Genomic DNA, 22601 nt, shown 5'->3' on the forward strand with positions numbered 1-22601 from the left:
ACCGTTCAGGTGGACCTGGCTGAAATGTTCGCTAGGTCGCTTAGTTTCCAAATGCCCTTTCTCTCATGCTGAAACCTTCTCGGCGGCCCTCCAGGCCGCGGAAGCGAAGAGAGGAAGCCGTCTTGACGACCAGCCGGAGAGCGCGCCGAGTCGTGCCGGCCATGCTGGCCGCGCTCGTGCTGAGCCTGGGCGCGGCTCAGGCGACCGGGGCGGCCGCTCGGCCCAGGGCGGAGGGGAAGCCGGTCCCGGCGACCCACACGGTTCACCTGTCCAAACCGAAGTTGGTCACCCCGACCGGCAATGCCATGCCGAAGGTCCTGAAGAGCCAGGGCCCCCTGCCCACCATTCCCCGCAAGAAGCTCGCCGAGCTGAAGGCGGAGGCCGCGAAACACCCCGCGAAGCACGGGCCCGGACAGACCGGCGGGAACAGGGCCTGGAAACTGGCGCCTCCACCCAGTCAGGGCAGCTTCGAGGGGCTCGGCGAGCCCTGCTGCATCCGGCCGCCGGACACGCACGGCGCCGTCGGCCTCGGCCACTTCGTCCAGGTCGTGAACGGCACCGGCTTCGGCGTCTTCCGGAAGTCGGACGGCGCCCTGTTGAAGAAGGTGTCGTTCGCGAGCTTCTTCAAGTACACCGCACAGACGATCTTCGATCCACGCGTCGTCTACGACAAGAAGTCGAACCGCTGGGTCATCTCGGCCGCTGCGTTCCCAGAGAACTCCACGGTCCAGAAGGTGTTCTTCGCGGTGTCCACCACCTCGGACCCCACCGGCTCGTTCTTCGTCTACACGTTCGACCCGCCGGAGAATGCCGGCGACTTCTACGACTTCCCGCAGCTGGGGCTCAGCCCGGACGCCGTGATCGTCACGGCCAACATCTTCGACTCCGCGGAGAACTACGTCCGCAGCCGCGCGTTCGGCCTGGCCAAGGCCGACCTGTACAACGGCCGCATCACGAACTACCCGTACTTCAGCCTCGGCAAGGCGGGCACGGTCGCGCCTCCCCTCGTGGAGGACAACAACACCAACGCCTTCCTGGTGGCGGCCGGCACCTCGAACCAGCTGGGCCTGTTCCGCGCCACCAACCTGGGCCACAGCAACGCCACCATCGTGCAGCAGGCCGGCGTGCCGGTGGCCGCCTACACGGTGCCGCCGAACGCCCGCCAGCCCGGTACGAACAACCTGCTGGACAGCGCGGACGCCCGGTTCCAGAACGCGAGCTCGCAGATCGGCAACCAGCTGCTCAACGTCCACACCATCAATTCCGGCGGCTTGCCGCGCCCCAAGTGGTACCAGATCAACACCAGCACCGGCACGGTGCCCTCCGGTCGGTCCGGTTTCGTCTACGAGTCCGGCACCTCGGACGACTTCAACCCATCGGTGGCCGGCTCCTCCGTGGGCGGCACCACGACCAACCCGATCGGCCGGATGTTCTTCACCTGGTCCTCGACGAACGTGACGAGCACCCCCCACCAGGTGCGGGTGAAGAGCGGCGGCCGCCTCGCCACCGACCCGGTCAACGTCGTCGGGGGCAACACCTACAGCACGGCCTCGACCTTCTACGACCCGTCGTCCGACACCGTCGAGCGCTGGGGCGACTACTCCGCCGTCACCATCGACCCTTCCTCGACCAGCACCTGCCCCGTCGGCAACCGTGCCTACGTCGTGAACGAACGCCAGATCAGCACCACCTCGTGGGGCTCACGCATCGGCAGGCTCGGCTTCTGCAGCTAGCGGAGGAACCCGGGAGCAGGCGGCGGCCGGCCGGTCCGCCGTCCGCTCCCGGTGGCGTGTCTTCAACCGGCCGTCCATCGAAACGACTTCGGCGTTCGACCTCCCAAACCGCCGTTCAGGTGGAATTGGGTTAAATATTCACTAGGTCACCAAGTTTCCGAAATCCCTCTCGCATGCTGTGCCTGACCTTCTCGGCGGCCGTCCAGGCTGCGGAAGTGAAGAGAGGAATCTGTCTTGACGACCAGACGGAGAGCGCGCCGCGTCGTGCCGGCCATGCTGGCCGCGCTCGCGCTGAGCCTGGGCGTGGCTCAGGCGACCGGGGCGTCCGCCCACCCCCGGGCGGAGGGCAAACCACTCCCGGCGCCCCACATGGTTCACGTGTCCAAACCGAAGTTGATCAACCCGAGCGGGCACGCCCAGCCGAAGGTCCGCAAGGACCAGGGCCCGCTGCCCACTGTTTCGCGCAACAAGCTCGCCGAGCTGAAGGCCGCCGCCGCGAAGCACCCCGCGAAGCACCGGCCCAAGGTGACCGGCGGGAACAGCGCCAAGATGCTGAAGCAGCCCTCCCAGGGCAGCTTCGAGGGGCTCAGCCAGCCCTGCTGCGTCCGGCCGCCGGACACGGAGGGCGCCGTCGGCAAGGGCCAGTTCGTCGAGGTCGTGAACGGCGCCGGCTTCGGCGTGTTCAGCAAGTCGGACGGCAGCCTGCTGAAGAACGTGTCGTTCGCGAGCTTCTTCGGCTACAGCACGCAGACGATCTTCGACCCCCGGGTCGTCTACGACAAGAAGTGGAACCGCTGGGTCATCTCGGCCGAGGCGCTCCCGGAGAGCAGCACGGTCCAGAAGGTGTTCTACGCGGTGTCCACCACCTCGGACGCCACCAAGGATTTCTTCCTCTACACGTTCGACCCGCCGGAGAACCCCGGCGACCTCTACGACTTCCCGCAGCTGGGGCTCGACCAGGACGCCGTGATCGTCACGGCGAACATCTTCGACTCCGGGCTGAACTACGTCCGCTCCCGCGCCTTCGGCATCGCCAAGGCCGATCTGTACAACGGCCGCGACTTCGGCTTCCTGTACTTCGACCTGGGCACGCCGGGCACCGTCGCGCCTCCCGTCGTGGAGGACAACAACTCCAGCGACTTCCTGGTGGCGGCCACCGCGTCGGGCAACAAGCTGAGCCTGTTCAAGGCCACCGGCCTGGGCCGCAGCAACGAGAACATCGTGCAGCAGCCCGACGTGCCGGTGACGGCCTACACCGTGCCGCCGAGCGGCCGCCAGCCCGGTACGAGCAGCCTGCTGAACTCCGGGGACTCCCGGTTCGGGAACAACAGCACGCAGATCGGCAACCAGCTGCTCAACATCCACACCATCAACGACTCGGGGTTCCCGACCCCGACGTGGTACCAGATCAACACCGACACCAGCGCACTCACCGCCACCGGTGAGGTGTTCGAGTCCCCCGACTCGGACGACTTCAACGCGTCGGTGGCCGGCTCCCCCGTGGGCGGCAACGCGACGAACAACATCGGCCGGATGTTCTTCAGCTGGACCTCGACCAACGCGATGAGCGCCCCCCACCAGGTGCGGGTGAAGAGCGGCGGCCGCCTCGCCACCGACCCGGTCAACGTCATCGGGGGCAACACCCACAGCACGGCCTCGACGTTCTACGACCCCACGGGCGACGCCGTCGAGCGCTGGGGCGACTACTCCGCCGTCACCATCAACCCCTCCTCGACCAGCACCTGCCCCGTCGGCAACCGTGCCTACGTCGTGAACGAACGCCAGATCAGCACCACCTCGTGGGGCTCACGCATCGGCAAGCTCGGCTTCTGCAGCTAGCCGGCACCACCGAGCACCACCACTGACACACGGAAGGGCGGAGGCGGTGGCCACAGAGCCACCCCCTCCGCCCTTCCGTGCTGCCTACAGTGGAAACGTGCTCCCGCAACGCCGCCGCATCGCCCGGCGGCCGCCGGCCGGCCTGCTCCTCGCGCTCGTGGCGCTGACCGTGCCGGTGGCGCTGGCCGCGTGCTCCGAAGCGGCTCCGAACGGGTCGGGCGGCGCGCCGGCGGACGCCCGGTCCGGGGTGAAGGGCGTCGTCGTCCGGTGGCCGGCGTGTCCCGTGGAAGGCGCTCCCGAGAGCCGGGACTGCAGCAGGCCCGCCGAGGCGACCGTGCGGGTGCGGGACCGGTCCTCGGACACCGAGGTGGCGACCGTGCACACCGGTCCGGACGGCCGGTTCCGGGTGCCGCTGCGGACCGGCGTGTACGAGGTGCGGGCCCGCACCTCCGGCACCGCCCACTGCAAGCCGGTCGACGTCACCGTCCGCCCCGACGCGTACACGGAGATCACGGTCAGGTGCGACACGGGTCTGCGCTGACCGCGTAACGCCGGACCCCGTCCTACACCGCTGCGACCGGCCGCCCTCCGGGTACCGTGGGCGGGATGAGCGCCCACACGCCCCCGTCGGCTCCACGCTCCCTCGCGGAAGCGCTCCGCGCGCGCGACGACGCTTCCCTGGCCGCGCTCCTGCGCAGCAGGCCCGATCTCATCACCCCGGTTCCCACCGACCTCACGCAGCTCGCCACCCGCGCCGGCACCCGCGCCTCGGTCCTGCGTGCCCTGGAGCGGCTGGACCGGTTCGCGCTGCAGACCGCCGAGGCTCTCGCCGTGGCTCCGGAACCGGCGTCGTACGAGATTCTGCTCGGCCTGATGGCCGGGTACGCCCGGGACGAGACCGTCGCCGCCGCGCTGCCCCGCGCGGTGGCCACCCTGCGCGAACAGGCCCTGGTGTGGGGCGACGACGAACGGCTGCGCCTGGTGCGGACAGCGCGGGAGCTGCTGGCGCCGTCCGCGCAGCACCCCTCCCCGACCGGTCTCGGCCCGAGCGTGCAGGAGGCCACCGCGGGCATGTCCCCGGGGCGGATCCAGGAGATCGTCGGCGCGGCCGGTCTGGCCTCGACGCACGACTCGGTCTCCGCCGCGGCCGCGCTCACCGCCCTGTTCACCCACCGGAAGAAGATGGCCGCGCTGCTCGCGAAGGCCCCGGAGGCCGCCCGCGAGGTGCTGTCCCGGCTGGTGTGGGGGCCGCCGTACGGGCAGGTCACCGCCGACCCGGCCGCCCATCTGCGCTGGCTGCTGGACCGCGGCCTGCTGCTGCCCACCGCGCCCGGCACGGTCGTCCTGCCCCGCGAGGTCGCCCTGCATCTGCGCGAGGGCCGCGCGCACCGGGAGCCCGAGCCGCTGCCGCCCGCCGTCGAGCCGGCCGCGACGCACGGTCCGCAGATCGTGGACGCCACCGCGGCCGGGCAGGCGTACACCGCGCTGGCCACCGTCGAGGAGCTGCTGAAGGACTGGGACGAGGGCGGCCCGGCCGTGCTGCGGGCCGGCGGGCTGAGCGTGCGGGACCTGAAGCGGACCGCCGTCGCCCTCGACGTGCCCGAACCGGTCGCCGCCTTCTGGGTCGAGCTGGCGTACGCGGCCGGCCTGCTCGCCTCCGACGGCGAGGCCGACGAGCGGTACGCGGCCACCCCCGCCTACGACGAATGGCTGGAGCGGCCGCCCGCCGAGCGCTGGGCCCGGCTCGCCGAGGCCTGGCTGACGGCCACCCGGACAGCGGGGCTGGTCGGCGGGCGGGACGCGAAGGACCGTACGTTGTCCGCCCTGGGACCGGGACTCGACCGGTCCGCCGCACCCGAGGTACGGCGGCGGGTGCTGACCCTGCTGGCCGGGCTGCCGCAGGGCGCCGCCCCCGGCGCCGAGTCGGTGCTGGCGCGGCTGCTCTGGGAGCGGCCGCTGCGCGGCCCCCAGCGCGACGTCGACGGCGCCGACGACCTGCGCTCCCGGCTCGCCCGCTGGACCCTCTCGGAGGCGGAGCTGCTCGGCGTCACCGGGCGCGGGGCGCTGTCGACGCAGGGGCGGGCGCTGCTCGGCGCGCCCGCGGCCGCGCACCCCTCGGCCGCCACGGAACCCTCCGGCCCCGGCGACAAACTTCCCGTCCACCACCGCCCGGGCGCGCTCCTCGAACCCCTCTCCCCCACCGAGCAGACCGTCGCCACGGCCGGCGCGGCCCGGCTCCTCGCACCTCTGCTGCCCGAACCCCTGGACCACGTCCTGCTCCAGGCGGACCTCACGGCGGTGGCCCCCGGCCCGCTCCGGCGTCCGCTCGCCGACATGCTCGGGATCCTCGCGGACGTCGAGTCCAAGGGCGGGGCGACCGTCTACCGCTTCACACCGGCCTCGGTCCGCCGCGCCCTGGACGCCGGCCGGGCCGCTGCCGACCTGCACGCCTTCCTCACCGCACACTCCCGCACGCCGGTCCCGCAGCCGCTGGCCTATCTGATCGACGACGTGGCACGCAAGCACGGCCATCTGCGGGTGGGCGCGGCCTCGGCGTACGTCCGCTGCGACGACGACGCCCTGCTGAACGAGATCCTCGCCGACAAGCGGGCGGCGGCCCTGCGCCTGCGCCGCCTGGCCCCGACCGTCCTGGCCGCCCCGACGGACCCGGCCACGCTGCTGGAGGGCCTGCGCGCGCTGGGCTTCGCGCCCGCCGCCGAGTCCGCCGAGGGCGACGTCCTGATCACCCGCGCCGACGCCCACCGCACCCCGCCGCGCACCGCGCCCGAGCCGGTGCCGGACGGACCGCCGCCGCCCGACGCCACGCTGCTGGCGGCCGCGATCCGCGCGATCCGGGCGGGCGACCTGGCCGCCACCGCCCCGCGCAAGCCGTCGGGCAGCGCGCTCACGGGCGGCGAACTGCCCCGCACCAGCTCCGCCGAGACCCTGGCCACCATGCAGGCCGCCGTCCTGACCGGCGAGTCCCTGTGGATCGGCTATGTCAACGCCGAGGGCACCGCCAGCCAGCGCGTCATCGCCCCGATCCGTGTCGAGGGCGGTTTCGTGACGGCGTACGACCACACGGCCGACGAGGTGCGGACGTATCCGCTGCACCGGGTCACCGGGGTCGCGGAGCTGGCGGAGGAATAGGCGCGGACCCGGTCAGCAGTCCCTGACCGGAGCGTCCGCCGGCAGGCCGAAGTGCTTGCGGGCGGCGGCCTCCAGGGCGGCGGACCCGCCCGTGCCCTCGGGGCCGGGCTCGCGAAAGAAACTGAAGTGGTCCTCCACCCACTTCCCGCTCCCCGCGCCGTCCGGCCCCTCCTCCCGCGACGTCACGCGAAAGCCGCCGTGCGCGCCCGCGTCCCGCTTCAGGCGCACCACCTGCGGGACGTCGGCACCGGAGCACTCCACAAGAGCGCCGTTCCGCGCCCCGTACTCCATGCACAGCGTGGTCACGCCCGCCCGTACGACGCCGTCGTGCTCGTCGAGGTCCCGTGCCTCGGCCCGGCAGAACCACCGCGCCCGCAGTCCGGGCTGCGTCTCCCCGTACCCGCTGCCCTTCGAGTCCGCCACCAGCCGCGCCTCGATCACCGGCCGCACCTCGCCCCACAGGTGCTGATCGACACCCGGCGGCCACACCGCCCACGCCCCTGCCGCCACCAGCACCGCCGCGGCCCCCAGGCCGGTCACCCACCTGCGTACCGACATCGCGCCGCACTCCTCCCCGGACCGCGTCCCCGCGCCGGTCCCGGGTAGGAAGACCCGTGTCGGGGGCCCACGGTTGCGGCGCCCCACCGCGATCATCCGCTGATAGGGCACACTGGACGTTTGGCCACGCGGAAGGGAAGTGCGTCGGTGAACGGACCGCTGATCGTCCAGTCGGACAAGACCCTGCTCCTGGAAGTCGACCACGAGCGGGCCGACGACTGCCGGCGTGCCATCGCGCCCTTCGCCGAGCTGGAGCGGGCGCCGGAGCACATCCACACCTACCGGGTCACCCCGCTCGGTCTGTGGAACGCGCGGGCCGCCGGGCACGACGCCGAGCAGGTCGTGGACGCGCTGGTGCAGTACAGCCGCTATCCGGTACCGCACGCGCTGCTCGTGGACATCGCCGAGACGATGGACCGGTACGGGCGGCTCACCCTGAGCAAGCACCCCGCGCACGGCCTCGTCCTCACCACCACCGACCGGCCGGTGCTGGAGGAGGTGCTGAAGTCCAAGCGGATCACCCCGCTGGTCGGGGCGCGCCTCGACCCGGACACCGTGGTCGTGCACCCCTCCGAGCGCGGGCAGATCAAGCAGATGCTGCTGAAGCTGGGCTGGCCGGCCGAGGACCTCGCCGGGTACGTGGACGGCGAGGCGCATCCGATCGAGCTGCTCGAGGACGGCTGGGCGCTGCGTCCGTACCAGAAGCAGGCCGTGGAGAACTTCTGGCACGGCGGCAGCGGCGTGGTCGTGCTCCCCTGCGGCGCCGGAAAGACGCTGGTCGGCGCCGGGTCGATGGCGCAGGCGAAGTCCACCACCCTCATCCTCGTCACCAACACCGTCTCGGCCCGGCAGTGGAAGCACGAGCTGGTGAAGCGGACCACGCTGACCGAGGACGAGATCGGCGAGTACAGCGGGACCCGGAAGGAGATCCGCCCGGTCACCATCGCCACCTACCAGGTGCTGACGACCAGGCGGAAGGGCGTCTACCCGCACCTGGAGCTGTTCGACTCCCGCGACTGGGGTCTGATCGTCTACGACGAGGTGCACCTGCTGCCCGCGCCGGTCTTCAAGTTCACCGCGGACCTCCAGGCACGCCGCCGCCTCGGTCTGACCGCGACCCTGGTGCGCGAGGACGGCCGTGAGTCCGACGTCTTCTCCCTCATCGGGCCGAAGCGGTTCGACGCGCCCTGGAAGGAGATCGAGGCGCAGGGCTACATCGCGCCCGCCGACTGCGTCGAGGTCCGGGTGAACCTCACCGACTCCGAGCGGCTCGCGTACGCCACCGCCGAGACCGAGGAGAAGTACCGCTTCTGCGCGACCACCGAGACCAAGCGGAAGGTCACGGAGGCGATCGTGCGCCGGTTCGCCGGGCAGCAGATCCTCGTCATCGGCCAGTACATCGACCAGCTGGACGAGCTGGGCGAGCACCTGAACGCCCCGGTGATCAAGGGCGAGACGTCCAACGCGCAGCGCGAGAAGCTCTTCGACGCCTTCCGCGAGGGTGAGATCAGCGTGCTCGTGGTGTCGAAGGTCGCCAACTTCTCCATCGACCTGCCCGAGGCCACGGTCGCCGTCCAGGTGTCCGGCACCTTCGGCTCCCGCCAGGAGGAGGCCCAGCGCCTGGGCCGTGTGCTGCGCCCCAAGGCCGACGGCCACCAGGCCCACTTCTACTCGGTCGTCGCCCGCGACACCATCGACCAGGACTTCGCCGCCCACCGCCAGCGCTTCCTGGCGGAGCAGGGGTACGCGTACCGGATCGTGGACGCGGACGAGATCCTGGCGGAGGGCTAGGGCCTGTCCGGCGGATCAGGTCGCAGGGAAGCTACGGCGCCTTGTCAGCGCGTCTGCGACAGGATCCGCCGGACAGGCCCTGGGCGGGGCGGCGAAGAACCGGAGACGTGGAGGGGTACGGCCTAGAAGAAGGCGTGCTCCTCCATCCAGCCGTAGGTCTTGCCGAACTTGCCGTAGTACCAGGAGCCGCCCTTGGCGGTGCAGTACACGCGCACCTTGTTGCCCATGTACACCGACTTCTTCACCCTGTACCCGTTGCCGGGGCCGGTGTGCATGTCGGCGTGGTCGTACTGGACGACCGTGTAGGTCGTGTCCTTGATGTTCTCGGTGCAGCCGGAGGAGCCGACCGCCGAGGCGGTGGGAGCGGCCATGAGGGTGGCGCCGAGGGCGAGCGCGGTGGCGGCGGTCAGTCCGCTCACCGCCCTGCGGAACGGAAGCTTCGAGAAGGGCATGTCTGGTTCCCCGTTTGCTCGGTCGAATGGATCGGACAACGGCTGATCATGTTGGCACACGCCCCTGACAGCCCGAGCGCCAGGATCGGGTAAGGGGCCGCCAACAGCTGCTGCCACCAAGGAAGTTCGAGGTCCAAGGCGCCCTCGTGGGGCACCAGCCACATCGTGCGGGCGGTGAAGACGAGGGTCACGAGCCCGGCGGTGACCGTGCGGCCCTCGGCCAGGAGCACCGCGAGGAGCGGCACGCACCACACCCAGTGGTGCGACCAGCTGATCGGGCAGACCAGCAGGGCAGCGCAGGCGGCCAGCAGGATGCCGTGGCTGTCCCGGCAGGCACGGGTGGCCAGCCGGAGGACGATCACCGCCACCAGCGCCGCCGGGAGCGCCCAGGCAAGGCCCGGCGCCGGGTCGCCCAGGGCCCGCGCGACCAGCCCCCGTAAGGACTGGTTGTCCACGATCCACGCCTTGCCCACCCGTCCGGTCTCGTACAGGCGCCGGCTCCAGAAGTCGGCGCTCGCGGCGGGCAGCAGCAGGAACCCGAGCAGGGCCGTGGCCGCGAAGCCGGTCGCCGCCGTGGCCGCCTCACGTTTGCGTCCGCGCAGGAACAGATGGACCACGAACACGGCGGGCGTGAGCTTCACGCCGGTCGCGAGGCCGAGGGCGAGGCCCTTGGCGCGGGCGCCCGGAGGCCGGGTGAGATCCCACAGGACGAGGCAGGCCACGGCGAGGTTGACCTGGCCGAACAGGAGCGTCTGGAAGACCGGCTCCAGCCAGAGGGCCAGGGCCGCGCACGTGCACAGGAGGGGCAGGGACAGGGGGCGGGCGGCCAGGCGGGCCGAGAGGGTGACCAGACCGGCGAGCAGGAGCGCGTTGCCCGCCAGGAAGGCCGCCTTCAGCGCCGGGACGGGGAGCCAGGTGGCCGGGACGAAGAGGATCGCCGCGAAGGGCGGGTAGGTCGCCGGGAGGCGCCACTCGGTGACCGTGAAGCCGTACAGATCGCCGCCGTGGGACGCGGCAGCACCCTCGGCCCGGTAGACCAGCAGGTCGGCCATCGGGGCCCGCTGCAGGACGCACAGGGCGGTGAAGGAGCAGAGAGAGACCGCGAGCAGGAGCAGGGACAACAGGGCAGGGCGGGACGCCACCGTCCGTTTCAGCACGGAGGTGACACTATGCCGCTACTTGCGGCGTATGCCTGTTTCCTCGCCGTACTCGCCGAGGATCACCACGCTGAACGCGGCCTCGACGAACACCTTGACGGCGCGCAGGGCGTTGCCCAGGGGGTGGCGATGGGGGCCGTCCATGGCCGTGGCGCCGGACGGGGGGCGGACAGAGGCTGGATGGATGGTTGCTGCGCTCATGTCTCCATGGTGGAACTTCGGACCCGGGTCACGCATCGGTCTCGAGAGCCAATCCCGCAGACCTCCGCGTAGGTCTCCGGGTGGACCCCCACCCCTACGCCGGACGGTCCGTCTCCCCTAGGGGACACGGCCTCCGGAGGATCCCGCGCGGAAATTCATTGGCCTCCTCCCGGCCGCCCCACCTACAATCTCCGCTCTTGCCCGCCTCCCTACGGAGTGCCGCCGCCCGGACGGAAACCGGGCGGCTCCCAGTCATGCCACGAGCAGATCCGGAGGGACCCCTTGTCCACGCCCGCCCACGAACCGCTCGACGACCCGCTCGCCCGGGAGCGCAGCCACCTCGCCTCCTCCCGGTCCGCACTGCGCGCCATGCGCGAGGACGTCGAGGCGCTGGACATCCGCGACGTCACCGCGAACTGGGTCAACGCCGAGGTGCTCGCCCGCCAGATCGACGAGCGCATCAAGGCGCTCGCCGACCTCAGCGACACCCCCCTCTTCTTCGGGCGGCTTGACTACCTGCACGCCCCGAGCGCCGACCAGGCGGAAGGGGCCGAGGGCGAGAGGTTCTACATCGGGCGGCGGCATGTGCACGACGGCGACGGCGACCCCATGGTCATCGACTGGCGCGCCCCGGTCTCGCAGCCGTTCTACCGTGCGTCCAAGAAGGACCCGATGGACATCGGGCTGCGCCGCCGCTTCGGCTACACCGGCGGCGACCTGACCGCGTACGAGGACGAGCACCTGTCCGACCCGGGCGAGGCGGCCGCCACCAGCAAGCTGCTCCAGCAGGAGATCGAGCGCCCGCGCGTCGGCCCCATGCGGGACATCGTGGCGACCATCCAGCCCGAGCAGGACGAGATCGTCCGCAGCGGTCTGGGCGGGACGGTGTGCGTACAGGGAGGCCCGGGCACCGGAAAGACCGCCGTCGGCCTGCACCGCGTCGCCTACCTCCTCTACGCCCACCGGGAACGGCTCGCCCGCACCGGCACGCTCGTCATCGGCCCGAACAAGTCCTTCCTGCACTACATCGAGCAGGTCCTCCCGGCACTCGGCGAGCTGACCGTGCAGCAGGCGACCGTGAACGACCTGGTCGCCCATGTGGAGGTACGCGGCACGGACGAGGCGGTCGCCGCCGTCGTCAAGGGCGACGCCCGGATGGCCGAGGTGCTGCGCCGGGCCCTGTACTCCCACGTGACCATGCCCACCGAGCCGGTCGTCGTCGTACGCGGCTCGCGGCGCTGGCGGGTTCCGGCGTACGAACTGGAGGAGCTCGTCCGCGAGTTGCTCGACCGGGACATCCGCTACGGCGCCGCCCGCGAGGCCCTGCCGCAGCGGATCGCGCACGCCGTGCTGGTGCAGATGGAGCGGGCCGGGGAGGCACCGGACGACCGGGTGCAGGACGCGGTCGCCCGCAACAGCGCGGTGAAGGCGGCCGTGAAGGCGGTCTGGCCTGCGGTGGACCCGGCGAAACTGGTCCTGCGTCTGCTGACGGAGGCCGACTTCCTCGCCGAGCACGCCGAGGGCATCCTGGACGAGGACGAGCAGAAGACGATCCTGTGGGCGAAGCCCGTGCGCAGCGTGAAGTCGGCCAAGTGGTCGGCGGCGGACGCGGTGCTGATCGACGAGGCGGCCGACCTGACCCAGCGCACGCACTCGCTCGGGCACGTGGTCCTGGACGAGGCGCAGGACCTGTCCCCCATGCAGTACCGAGCCGTCGGCCGCCGCTGCACCACCGGCAGCGCGACCGTCCTGGGCGACCTGGCGCAGGGCACGACGCCCTGGGCGACGCGGAGTTGGGACGAGGCGCTGGCCCACCTCGGCAAGCGGGAGGGCGTCATCGAGGAGCTGACGGCGGGTTTCCGCGTCCCCACGGACGTCATCACCTACGCCTCCCGCCTCCTTCCCCACATCGCCCCCGGCCTCACCCCGGTCGCCTCGGTCCGTGAGAACCCCGGCTTCTTCGAGGTCCGCACCGTGGCGGAGACGGCCGAAGTGATCTCCGCCTGCGCGGAGTTGCTGGGCAACGAGGGCTCGACCGGCCTGATCGCGGCCGACGCGCGCATCCCGGCCCTGGCCGAGGCCCTGAGCGCGGCCGGGATCACCTACCTGGCCCCGGGCGAGGAGACCACCCGCGAGACCCGGCTGACCCTCGTCCCGGCCTCCCTCGCCAAGGGTCTGGAGTACGACTACGTCGTGCTGGACGAGCCCCGGGCGGTGGTGGACGGCGAACCGGACGAACGCACGGGCCTGCGGCGCCTGTACGTGGCCCTGACCCGAGCGGTGTCGGGCCTGATCGTGACGCACGCGGCGCCGCTGCCCCCGCAACTCACCGAGTAGGCGCTCCCCGAGGCGACCGCTAGGCGGCCTCGCCGTCCAGCATCTTCCGCCACTGCGTGACCGCGTCCACCGAGACCGGCCCCTCCCAGCCTCCCGGCCGGGCCGCGCCCCCGATGTGGAAGGCGTCGATGCCGGCGTGGCGGAGGTCCGGGACGTGGTCCAGGCGGAGGCCGCCGCCGACGAGGATCGTCTGGTCGTAGCCGGGCTCGCCCCGTCGGCGCGCCTCGGCGACCAGGGTCGGCAGGCCCTCGTCGACGCCGGAGGCGGAGCCGGCGGTGAGGTAGGTGTCCAGGCCGGGCAGGTCGGCGAGCTGCTTGCGCAGGGCGTCGCGGTCGGCGGCGCGGTCGATGGCCCGGTGGAAGGTCCAGCTGCAGCCGCCCAGCGCGGCCACGACCCGCTCCACCGCGTCCAGGTCGACGTCCCCGTCCGCGTCGAGGTACCCGAGCACGAACTGGTCGGCGCCGGCCTCGCGCAGCTCGCCCGCCACCCGGACCAGACGCTCGACGTCCTCGGCGTCTCCGGCCGCGAACCCGTCCGCCAGCCGCAGCATCACGCGCAGGTCGATGTCGACGGCGGCCCGGATCCCGGCGACGGTGGCCGCCGACGGGGTGAGCCCGTCGGCCGCCATCTCGGTGACCAGCTCCAGACGATCCGCGCCTCCGGCCTGGGCGGCGACCGCGTCCTCGACGTCGAGGGCGATCACCTCCAGGACTGCACGCTTGCTCATGGCACCCCATTCATCGGCGACTACAGGTCTAGTCCAATTCAAGACTACGCCGGTTCCGTACCCACCCGGGCCGCCCCTCATCCGAAGATGTTCAGTTCCCCCTCCGCCGCGCCCGCCGGCTCGTACGCGGCTCCGTCCAGCGATCGCCCCGCGTACAGCCGTACGAGCGTGGAGGCCGAGCCGATGTACCGGGCGGGCGGAGCCCCCGCCGCCAGGTCCCTCAGGCGCAGCGGCTCGTCTTCCCCGACCGCCTCGGAGGCATGGGGACCCCCACCCCCAGCGCGATCATGCCAGCACCCCGCCCGCCTCGGCGATCACCGGCCCCGCCTCGGTCACCCGCGCTCCAGCTCGTCCACGACCTGCGCGTTCGTCCACTGCGCGCGCTCGGCGACGTCCCGGCCGGCAGCGCGAAGGCGGCGTCGCCGCGCGACCGCAGCAGCGGTACCAGGGCATCCCGCTCGACCTCCAGCAGCCGACCGGGGAGTTCGGGATCCCGCACTTCCTCCAGGTGAGTCTTGGGCCACACGCCAGGGGCGCCGTCCGCCGCGCGTCACGGAAGAATGAGCACATGGCCGACCTCGACGCCCTGCGCCTCCGCTTCGCCCACGCCCTGGAGGGAGCCCGCACCCCCGGCGACGGCCCCGACCCCACCCCCTACGCCGACAACCTCCTCACCCGCTGGCAGGAACCCCAGCGCCACTACCACACGCTCGCCCACCTCACAGCGGTCCTGGACCACATCGACGTGCTCGAGAAATACGCGGCCGCCCCGGACGTGGTCCGCCTGGCCGCCTGGTTCCACGACGCGGTCTACCTGCCGGACCGCTCCGAGAACGAGGAGCGCTCCGCGCACCTGGCCGAGCGCGCCCTACGCGAGGCAGGGCTGCCGGAGGCGGAGACAGCCGAGGCAGCCCGCCTCGTCCGCCTCACCGTCACCCACGACCCCACCGACGACGACCGCAACGGCCAGGTCCTCTGCGACGCCGACCTCGCCATCCTCGCCGCGCCCCCGTCGGCGTACGCCATCTACACCGCCGAGGTCCGCGAGGAGTACCACTTCGTCCCCAACGAGGCCTTTCGCGAGGGACGTTCGGGCATCCTGCGCCAACTCCTCGATCTGCCCCACCTGTTCCGCACTCCGTACGGGCGGGAGCACTGGGAGGCGACGGCGCGCTACAACCTGGCGGGCGAGCTGGAAATGCTGTCGACCTGAGGGAACCCGCGCCCTAGGGTTCGCCCATGCGACCGATAAACGGGGATGACGTGATCGCTGCCGTCGAGGGCAGCGCGGCAGTGCTCGGCACGGCGGTGGAGCGGGACTGGAAGGGTGTCAAGGCCTGGCGGATGGAGTGGAGTTGCCAGGAGACGGCCGAGCACCTCGCAGCAGCCCTGTTCGGGTACGCGAGCCGTTTGGTCACAGGCGCCCAGGACTGGCTTCCCTGTGACCTCACGTTCGACGAGGACGCCGACGGCGCCGGTGTGGTGGAGGTGCTCCGGTCGACCGGTGGCCTGCTCGCCACCACCGTCCGCACCGCCCCGCGCGAGGTGCGTGCCGTCCACCCCTACCCCTTCGGCAGCGCCGACCGCGAGGGCTTCGCCGCGATGGGCGTCGCCGAGGTGCTGCTGCACACCTACGACATCGCCCTGGGCCTCGGGATCGCCTACGAGCCGGCCGAGGAGCTCGCCGAGTCCGTCCTGACCTGGCTGTTCCCGCACGTCCAGCCCGGCCCGGCCGCCTGGCCGACCCTGCTGTGGGCGACCGGCCGCGGCGAGCTGCCCGGTCGCGCCCCGGTCACCGAGTGGCGCTGGCGGAACAACCTCGTCATCCCCGCCGAGCGCTTCACCCTGGTCGGAGTCCGCCCGGCTGCCGCCCGCGACCTCCGCCGCGGCGGCGACGGCGGCTTCGAGTGGATCGAGGGCGGGCCGTACGAGGGCACGCGGGTGGCCGCGGGCTTCATGGTGAAGGCATACGAAGCGGGCGTGCACCGGCCCGAGTTCGGCGTCTTCGCCCTCGTACGGAACGAGGACGGCCGCGCCATCGGCGGCATCGGCTTCCACGGCGTCCCGGACGAGGAGGGCCGGGTCGAGGTCGGCTACGACCTGGCCGAGGGCGCACGCGGCCAGGGCTACGCGACCGAGGCCCTGCGCACGCTGACGCAGTGGGCGCTGGCCCGGGACGACGTCGACACGGTGTTCGCGACCATCGAGGGGGACAACCTCCCCTCGCAGCGCGTGGTGTCCCGGGCGGGGTTCACCCGGGCCACCGTGGAGGAGGAGCGGACGGTACAGGAGGAGAACGGCGCGGACAGCGAGCTGCAGCTCCACATCCGGCGGCGGTGAGCACTACGGTTCAGTCCCGAACCTAAGGAGCCGGCCGTCCCTTGGGTCGCCGCAGCCCCGCCGCGGTGATCCTGCGGACCAGTTCCTTGGAGCCGATCTCCACCGCCCCGGCGGCCACCGCGTCCGCGTAGTGGTGCGACGGGATGTCGTAGTGGTCGCGTTCGAAGGCTCGCCGGGGTACGCCCAACTCCGCCGCGAACACATGCAGTTCGTCGAAGGACACATCGCTCACCAGGTGTGACCACATACGCCCGTGGCCGGGCCAGGACGGCGGGTCTATGTACACCGTCACGGGAGCCTCACGAGGACTGCATCCCGCCCGTGGCCCACCCCAGCGAGCCCACCGCGGCCACCTTCACGCCCGCCTTGCTGCACACCCAGTACGGGTCGGGGCCCAGTTCCGGCTCCACGTCCAGCGCGTGCGGGTCGCCCGAGCCGCACACCGGACACAGCGGCCAGCGGCCGTACCGCTCCAGGAGTGCGTCCTGGACGTCCTGCGCGACCAGTCCGGCCACGAACTCGACGCCGTCCGGCCACTGCTCGACCCACCAGCGGCGCTGTGTGACGGAGTCCTCGACCAGGGAGACCACGTCGGCCTCGGCCACGTCGCCCGCGACCAGGTCGGCGAGCACCAGCGCGCGGGCGGCGTGCAGCGCCTGTTCGAGCGGGGATAGGGACTCCATGGTCCCATTGTGCGCACTCTTGACCGGGAGACCGAAACGAAAATATCTTTCAGTGGTGACCCAGGACGTGAAGGAAATTTTCGGAAGTCCGGGCGGCTCCCTCGCCGCCAAGGTGCGCACCCTCGCCCCTTCCATGACCCGGTCCATGCAGCGCGTCGCCGAGGCGGTCGCGGGCGACCCGGCGGGATGCGCGGCCCTCACGGTCACCGGCCTGGCCGAACTGACCGGCACCAGCGAGGCGACGGTCGTACGCACCGCCCGGCTGCTCGGCTATCCCGGTTACCGCGATCTGCGCCTCGCCCTGGCCGGGCTGGCCGCGCAGCAGCAGTCCGGCCGGGCGCCCGCGATCACGACGGACATCGCGGTGGACGACCCCATCGCCGACGTGGTCGCCAAGCTCGCCTACGAGGAGCAGCAGACCCTCGTCGACACCGCCGCCGGACTCGACACCGCCCAGCTGGGCGCGGCCGTCACCGCGCTCGCCGGCGCCCGCCGCACCGACGTGTACGGCATAGGGGCGTCCGGTCTGGTCGCCCAGGACCTCACGCAGAAGCTGCTGCGGATCGGGCTCATAGCCCACGCGCACAGCGATCCGCATCTCGCGGTGACCAACGCGGTGCAGCTCCGGACGGGGGACGTGGCGATCGCGATCACGCACTCCGGGTCGACCGGGGACGTCATCGAACCGCTCCGGGTCGCCTTCGAGCACGGGGCGACGACGGTGGCCATCACCGGCCGCCCGGACTCGCCGGTCACCCAGTACGCCGACCACGTCCTGACCACGTCGACCTCCCGGGAGACCGAGCTGCGGCCGGCCGCGATGTCCTCGCGGACGAGTCAACTGCTGGTGGTGGACTGCCTGTTCGTGGGGGTGGCACAGCGGACGTACGAGAGTGCGGCGCCCGCGCTGGCCGCGTCCTACGAGGCGTTGGCGCACCGGCACCGCACCCATCCCAGGTGAGTGAAGAGCACGCGAATCGGAGAGAGCCACCCCCCATGACCTCCCATGACCTGCGCAACGAGCTGGAGTCCCTCACCACCGAAGCCTTCCGGCCGGAACTCGCCGAGATCGACCGGTTGCCCACCCTCGAGATCGCCCGCCTGATGAACCGCGAGGACACCGGCGTGCCCGACGCCGTCGGCGCGCGGCTGACGGAGATCGCCGCCGCCGTCGACGCCGTGTCCGAGCGGATGGCCCGGGGCGGACGTCTGGTCTACACCGGCGCGGGCACCGCCGGACGCCTCGGCGTGCTGGACGCCTCCGAGTGCCCGCCCACCTTCAACACCGACCCCTCCCAGGTCGTCGGCCTGATCGCGGGCGGCCCCGAGGCTCTGGTCACCTCGATCGAGGGCGCCGAGGACTCCAAGGAGCTGGCCCGCAGCGACCTGGACGCACTGAAGGTCGGTGCGGACGACACCGTCGTCGGCATCTCGGCCTCCGGCCGTACCCCGTACGCCATCGGCGCCGTCGAGCACGCCCGTGCGCTCGGCGCGCTGACCATCGGGCTGGCCTGCAACGAGCACAGTGCGCTCGCGGCCGCCGCCGAGCACGGCATCGAGGTCGTCGTCGGGCCTGAGCTGATCACCGGCTCGACGCGGCTGAAGGCGGGCACGGCCCAGAAGCTGGTGCTCAACATGCTGTCGACGATCACGATGATCCGCCTGGGCAAGACCTACGGGAACCTGATGGTCGACGTGCGCGCCTCCAACGACAAGCTCCGGGCCCGTTCCCGCCGTATCGTCGCGCTGGCCACGGGAGCCTCGGCGGAGGAGATCGAGAAGGCGCTCACCGAGTCGGGCGGCGAGGTGAAGAACGCCGTCCTGACCATCCTCGCCGGCGTCGACGGCCCGACGGCTGCCCGCCTTCTGGAGGAGTCCGGCGGTCATCTGCGTGCCGCGCTGGCGGTCGCGGGCACCTGAGCCGCACGCTCGGGGCGTGCGCAACGACCCCGCCTCCCTCGCAGCCGCCGTCCTCGCCCGGGTCGGCGGCCCCGCGAACGTCACCTCCGTCGCCCACTGCATGACCCGGCTCCGGCTGGGCGTCGCCGATCCGGCGGCGGTGGACGGGGAGGGGCTGCGGGGGCTGCCCGGGGTGCTGGGGGTCGTCGCGGACGGGGAGTCGTCCTTGCAGGTCGTGCTGGGGCCGGGAGTGGTCGTCGAGGTCACGGCGACGGCCGCGACCGCGGGTGCCGCGGCCGTGCGGACGCGGGTCGGCGAGGGCACGGCGGACTTGCCGATCCAGGTCGGTGAGAGCACGGCGGCCGTGCAGCCCCAGGCCAGTGAGCCACCGGTCGGTGCCGCCGACCGGGTGAGGGAACAGCTCCGGCAGCGCAACGCCACCCCCTTCAAGGCCGCCCTTCGCCACGTCGCCGCCGTCTTCGTGCCGCTCATCCCCGCCCTGATCGGCTGCGGCATCCTCGCCGGGATCAACGGGCTGCTGGTGAACGCCGGACGGCTGCCCGGGCTGACCCCCGCCCTGGCCTCCGTAGCCTCCGCGTTCATGGCGCTGATCACGGTGTTCGTCGGGTACAACACCGCGAAGGAGTTCGGCGGCACGCCGGTGCTGGGCGGTGCCGTGGCCGCCGTGATCGTCTACCCGGGCGTGGCGAAGGTGACGGCGTTCGGGGTGCATCTGGCGCCCGGCCAGGGCGGGGTGCTCGGCGCGCTCGCGGCGGCCCTGCTGGCGACCCGGGTGGAGAAGTGGTGCCGGGGCCGGGTACCGGGAGCGCTGGACGTGCTCCTGACCCCGACCGTGACCGTCCTCGTCTCCGGCCTGGTCACGCTGTACGGCCTGATGTACGTGGCCGGCGTGGTCGCCTCGGCGATCGGTACGGCGGCGAACTGGCTGCTGGCCACGACCGGCGCCCTGGCCGGACTGGTCCTCGGCGGCCTGTTCCTCCCCCTCGTCATGCTGGGTCTGCACCAGGCCCTGATCCCCATCCACACCACCCTCATCGAGCAGCAGGGCTACACCGTCCTGCTCCCGCTGCTGGCCATGGCGGGCGCCGGCCAGGTGGGCGCGGCGCTGGCGGTGTACGCCCGGCTGCGCCACGACACCTCGCTGTGTACGACGATCAGGTCGGCGCTCCCGGCGGGGCTGCTGGGCGTGGGCGAGCCGCTGATCTACGGCGTCTCGCTCCCCCTGGGCCGCCCGTTCGTGACGGCGTGCGCGGGCGGGGCGGCCGGCGGGGCCTTCATCGGGTTCTTCGCGATGCTCGGGGACAAGGTGGGGGCGACGGCCATCGGCCCGTCGGGCTGGGCCCTGTTCCCGCTGCTGGCGGGGAACAGAGGTCCGGGGATGACGGCCGCGGTCTACGGGGGCGGACTGCTCACCGGTTACGCGGTGGGGTTCGCGGCGACGTACTTCTTCGGCCTCCCCCGCGGCTCCCGTGTGGCCGCGTCGGCGTGACGCACCGTCGGGACCGGTCGTTGCCCCGGGCATGATGAAGAAGCTTCTGGCCACCGCCGCCCTGACCGCCTGCGGCGCCGCCCTGGCCACCCCCGCCCACGCCGACGACCACTGGACCGCCACCGCAACCGCCCTGTGCGCCAGTGACCTCGTGGTGGCCCCGGCGGCCAAGGCCGTCTCGCCCCTGCCCCTGGCCGATGCCGCCCCCGCCTGCGGCAAGGGAAGCCTCATCCGCAGCGACGGCTGACCGGGCGGCACCAACGCCGGTCACTCGGCCGACCTTTGGCGTCCTCCCGCAGGGGATGATGAAGAGGTGAGTACAGAACAGACTGTTCGCTGGCTGGAGAGTTCGGGAGAGGAGCGCTGCGCCCTGTGGCGATCGGAGAGCGGTGCGCCGCCGCCGAAACGGGTTGTGACAGCCGATGACGGCATGAACGCGGACACCGCGTTCCGCTTGGCGTGCGAAGGAACCTCGCTGTTATGGCGCGGCGACTACCACAATGCGCGTCAACTGCTGCAGGCGATGGCCCGCCGCGCCGACCGGAAGCGGCCCAAGCCAGGCACGTCACCTGGGCAGAGCTTCCACCTGTACCGTCAAGCGCAGTCGCGGCGTGCACGCATCCTCGGCATGCTGCTGTTGCCGGTAGCAGTGGGGCATGTCATCCCGCTGCGACGGGCTCCGGACGTGCGACTGGCCTGCGAACAGGCGTACGGACACTGTGATGAGCCCTATGTGGTGTCACTGCGCGAGCTGCAGGGGGTGGTCGGGGCCGGTGAATGGCGCAAGCGGGGGGTCCACGTACCAGCGCTGGGGGAGCCGATCACGCCACACTTCGGCGTATTCGCCCCGGTGCGGGGCGAATACGTCGACCTGGTGGCCGAAGCACCCCTGCCGTCGCAGGGCACGGCCTTCGACATCGGCACGGGTACGGGCGTGCTCGCTGCCGTTCTGGCCCGGCGCGGTGTCCGGCGAGTGGTGGCCACGGACTGCGACGCGCGTGCGCTTGCCTGCGCGCGAGAGAACATCAGCCGCTTGGGCCTGTCCCCCATCGTGGACATTCAGCAGGCAGATCTGTTCCCCGCCACCCGGGCGTCCCTGATCGTCTGCAACCCTCCATGGCTTCCCGGACGGGCCCGGACCTCACTCGAACACGCTGTCTACGACCCGGGAAGCCGTATGCTTCGCGGCTTCGTCGACGGGCTTTCGGCGCATCTGGCCCCGGGTGGTGAGGGATGGCTCGTCATCTCCGACCTCGCCGAGCGCCTCGGACTGCGCTCACGTACCGAGCTGTCCGAGCTCTTCGCCGCGGCCGGCCTGAGAGTGGTGGGGCGTATCGACGCACGGCCGCGCCACCCTCGCGCCCACGACCCCGCCGATCCGCTCCACGCCGCACGGAAGGCGGAGGTGACATCGCTGTGGCGTCTCGCAGCGAGTCCGGACGCCCACTGAGCGCGTGCACACCGGAAGCCTGACGGCCCGAACTCCTGAGCCGGTCAGGCTTCCGGTCGCCTCCAGTCACCGAACAACTCCGGTTGCAGCGAGTCCAGGGCGGACTCGAAGGCCAGCGAAAGCGCCTGCAGATCCGTGTCGGCCCGCAGGTACCAGGCACGGCTGATGACGCGGCCGACCGCCTTGAACACCGCCACGATGAACTGGGGCCGGAAGTCGTCGGCCGGGTCGACGCCCTCACGTGCGGCGATGATCTGTGCCAGCCGCCCCTCCATCTCCTCGCTTCGGCGCAGATACTCCGCGAGAAGCCCGGGAGTACGTTCCACCAACCGCATCATGGCCATGTGCAAGTCGCCGTCCACGCCGTCCAGTTGACCGTCGCGTACGCGCTCCAGGACAGCTCGGAAGGCGCCGCTCATGGCTTGCAGCGGGTTCTCGTGCCCCGGCCGGGCTTCCAGTGCCGCGAGAAACGCCTCGTCGATGCTGCTGATGGGGGTGAGAGCCACCTCTTCCTTGCTGGCGAAGTGGCGGAAGAAGGTGCGCGGGTGCACATCGACGGCCTCGGCGATCTGTTCAACGGTCGTGTGCCCGTAGCCCTGCGCCAGGAACAGCTCCAGAGCCTGGCGGATCAGCTGCTCGCGGGTACGGCGGAGCTTTCGCTGCCGCAGGCCGGGGTTGTTGGCGGTGACGGGTTCAGCAGAGTCCACACGGGAACCCTACCTCGCGCCACTCACTGACTCCTGCGTGTGATTGTCAAATGTCACTCACTGCTGT

21 protein-coding genes and 1 pseudogene are annotated in these 22601 nt (G+C 71.9%); 13 read left to right on the forward strand and 9 right to left on the reverse strand.

The features are described from left to right. Positions 1–122 precede the first annotated feature (122 nt). From ACIF83_RS17815 to ACIF83_RS17830, 4 genes are all read left to right on the forward strand, one after another. Entirely contained in the window at positions 123–1733 is a 1611-nt protein-coding gene (locus tag ACIF83_RS17815) for a hypothetical protein (protein ID WP_399727780.1), read from the forward strand. 234 nt (positions 1734–1967) lie between these two features. Further along, positions 1968–3572, forward strand: a complete 1605-nt coding sequence (locus ACIF83_RS17820; protein WP_393472347.1) for a hypothetical protein — start codon at positions 1968–1970, stop codon at positions 3570–3572. 97 nt (positions 3573–3669) lie between these two features. Beyond that, a complete protein-coding gene (locus ACIF83_RS17825; RefSeq protein WP_393472350.1) occupies positions 3670–4113 on the forward strand; it encodes a carboxypeptidase-like regulatory domain-containing protein in 444 nt (147 codons plus the stop codon). 65 nt (positions 4114–4178) lie between these two features. Next, a complete protein-coding gene (locus tag ACIF83_RS17830) occupies positions 4179–6722 on the forward strand; it encodes a helicase-associated domain-containing protein (protein WP_399727784.1) in 2544 nt (847 codons plus the stop codon). A 12-nt stretch (positions 6723–6734) separates the two neighbouring features. On the opposite strand, the gene ACIF83_RS17835 is transcribed toward ACIF83_RS17830, so the two are convergent. Beyond that, complete coding sequence (locus tag ACIF83_RS17835) at positions 6735–7280, reverse strand: hypothetical protein (protein WP_393472354.1); 546 nt, start codon at positions 7278–7280, stop codon at positions 6735–6737. A 147-nt stretch (positions 7281–7427) separates the two neighbouring features. Between ACIF83_RS17835 and ACIF83_RS17840 the strand changes: the two genes are divergently transcribed. Further along, the gene (locus ACIF83_RS17840) at positions 7428–9071 is read left to right on the forward strand and encodes a DNA repair helicase XPB (RefSeq protein ID WP_393472357.1); all 1644 of its coding nucleotides are present in this window, start codon (positions 7428–7430) and stop codon (positions 9069–9071) included. Between the two features lie 122 nt (positions 9072–9193). Here the strand turns inward: ACIF83_RS17840 and ACIF83_RS17845 are convergent, their stop codons facing one another. From ACIF83_RS17845 to ACIF83_RS17855, 3 genes are read right to left on the reverse strand one after another with little or no spacing between them, the layout of a single operon-like run. Further along, entirely contained in the window at positions 9194–9523 is a 330-nt protein-coding gene (locus ACIF83_RS17845; RefSeq protein ID WP_393472360.1) for an SH3 domain-containing protein, read from the reverse strand. Then, positions 9487–10680 (reverse strand): glycosyltransferase 87 family protein, encoded by a 1194-nt coding sequence (locus tag ACIF83_RS17850; protein ID WP_399727789.1) that lies wholly within the window; start codon positions 10678–10680, stop codon positions 9487–9489. Before ACIF83_RS17850 ends, ACIF83_RS17845 begins: the two co-directional genes overlap by 37 nt. Positions 10681–10698: 18 nt before the next feature. Continuing rightward, on the reverse strand, positions 10699–10881 hold the full coding sequence (locus ACIF83_RS17855; RefSeq protein ID WP_393472364.1) for a hypothetical protein: 183 nt from the start codon (positions 10879–10881) through the stop codon (positions 10699–10701). A 282-nt stretch (positions 10882–11163) separates the two neighbouring features. On the opposite strand from ACIF83_RS17855, the gene ACIF83_RS17860 reads away from it, so the two are divergent. Beyond that, complete coding sequence (locus ACIF83_RS17860) at positions 11164–13218, forward strand: HelD family protein (protein ID WP_399727792.1); 2055 nt, start codon at positions 11164–11166, stop codon at positions 13216–13218. Between the two features lie 19 nt (positions 13219–13237). Here the strand turns inward: ACIF83_RS17860 and ACIF83_RS17865 are convergent, their stop codons facing one another. Both ACIF83_RS17865 and ACIF83_RS17870 read right to left on the reverse strand, forming a co-directional pair. Beyond that, the gene (locus tag ACIF83_RS17865) at positions 13238–13945 is read right to left on the reverse strand and encodes a copper homeostasis protein CutC (protein ID WP_399727795.1); all 708 of its coding nucleotides are present in this window, start codon (positions 13943–13945) and stop codon (positions 13238–13240) included. Positions 13946–14022: 77 nt separating this feature from the next. Further along, positions 14023–14453, reverse strand: a pseudogene (locus ACIF83_RS17870) (hypothetical protein). Between the two features lie 60 nt (positions 14454–14513). On the opposite strand from ACIF83_RS17870, the gene ACIF83_RS17875 reads away from it, so the two are divergent. Both ACIF83_RS17875 and ACIF83_RS17880 read left to right on the forward strand, forming a co-directional pair. Then, a complete protein-coding gene (locus tag ACIF83_RS17875; RefSeq protein ID WP_399727798.1) occupies positions 14514–15158 on the forward strand; it encodes a hypothetical protein in 645 nt (214 codons plus the stop codon). Between the two features lie 26 nt (positions 15159–15184). Continuing rightward, entirely contained in the window at positions 15185–16285 is a 1101-nt protein-coding gene (locus ACIF83_RS17880) for a GNAT family N-acetyltransferase (protein WP_399727801.1), read from the forward strand. A gap of 22 nt (positions 16286–16307) precedes the next feature. On the opposite strand, the gene ACIF83_RS17885 is transcribed toward ACIF83_RS17880, so the two are convergent. Next, positions 16308–16577, reverse strand: a complete 270-nt coding sequence (locus ACIF83_RS17885) for a DUF4031 domain-containing protein (RefSeq protein ID WP_393472379.1) — start codon at positions 16575–16577, stop codon at positions 16308–16310. Between the two features lie 7 nt (positions 16578–16584). Further along, on the reverse strand, positions 16585–16968 hold the full coding sequence (locus ACIF83_RS17890) for a hypothetical protein (protein WP_398139135.1): 384 nt from the start codon (positions 16966–16968) through the stop codon (positions 16585–16587). 55 nt (positions 16969–17023) lie between these two features. Between ACIF83_RS17890 and ACIF83_RS17895 the strand changes: the two genes are divergently transcribed. The 5 genes from ACIF83_RS17895 (at position 17024) to ACIF83_RS17915 (ending at position 21827) form a co-directional block, all read left to right on the forward strand. Further along, on the forward strand, positions 17024–17929 hold the full coding sequence (locus ACIF83_RS17895; RefSeq protein WP_399727806.1) for a MurR/RpiR family transcriptional regulator: 906 nt from the start codon (positions 17024–17026) through the stop codon (positions 17927–17929). Positions 17930–17964: 35 nt separating this feature from the next. Further along, positions 17965–18888, forward strand: coding sequence for an N-acetylmuramic acid 6-phosphate etherase (gene murQ / locus ACIF83_RS17900; protein WP_399727809.1), 924 nt, complete (start codon positions 17965–17967; stop codon positions 18886–18888). A 16-nt stretch (positions 18889–18904) separates the two neighbouring features. Then, positions 18905–20377 carry a PTS transporter subunit EIIC gene (locus ACIF83_RS17905; protein WP_399727812.1) on the forward strand — a complete coding sequence of 491 codons (1473 nt, stop codon included), beginning with the start codon at positions 18905–18907 and terminating at the stop codon, positions 20375–20377. A 31-nt stretch (positions 20378–20408) separates the two neighbouring features. Next, complete coding sequence (locus ACIF83_RS17910) at positions 20409–20624, forward strand: hypothetical protein (protein WP_393472391.1); 216 nt, start codon at positions 20409–20411, stop codon at positions 20622–20624. Between the two features lie 66 nt (positions 20625–20690). Continuing rightward, complete coding sequence (locus tag ACIF83_RS17915; RefSeq protein WP_398139132.1) at positions 20691–21827, forward strand: methyltransferase; 1137 nt, start codon at positions 20691–20693, stop codon at positions 21825–21827. A gap of 44 nt (positions 21828–21871) precedes the next feature. Here the strand turns inward: ACIF83_RS17915 and ACIF83_RS17920 are convergent, their stop codons facing one another. After that, the gene (locus ACIF83_RS17920; protein ID WP_393472397.1) at positions 21872–22534 is read right to left on the reverse strand and encodes a TetR/AcrR family transcriptional regulator; all 663 of its coding nucleotides are present in this window, start codon (positions 22532–22534) and stop codon (positions 21872–21874) included. Positions 22535–22601 lie beyond the last annotated feature (67 nt).

It is taken from the genome of Streptomyces sp. NPDC085866 (genome assembly GCF_044541035.1).
GTDB lineage: Bacteria > Actinomycetota > Actinomycetes > Streptomycetales > Streptomycetaceae > Streptomyces.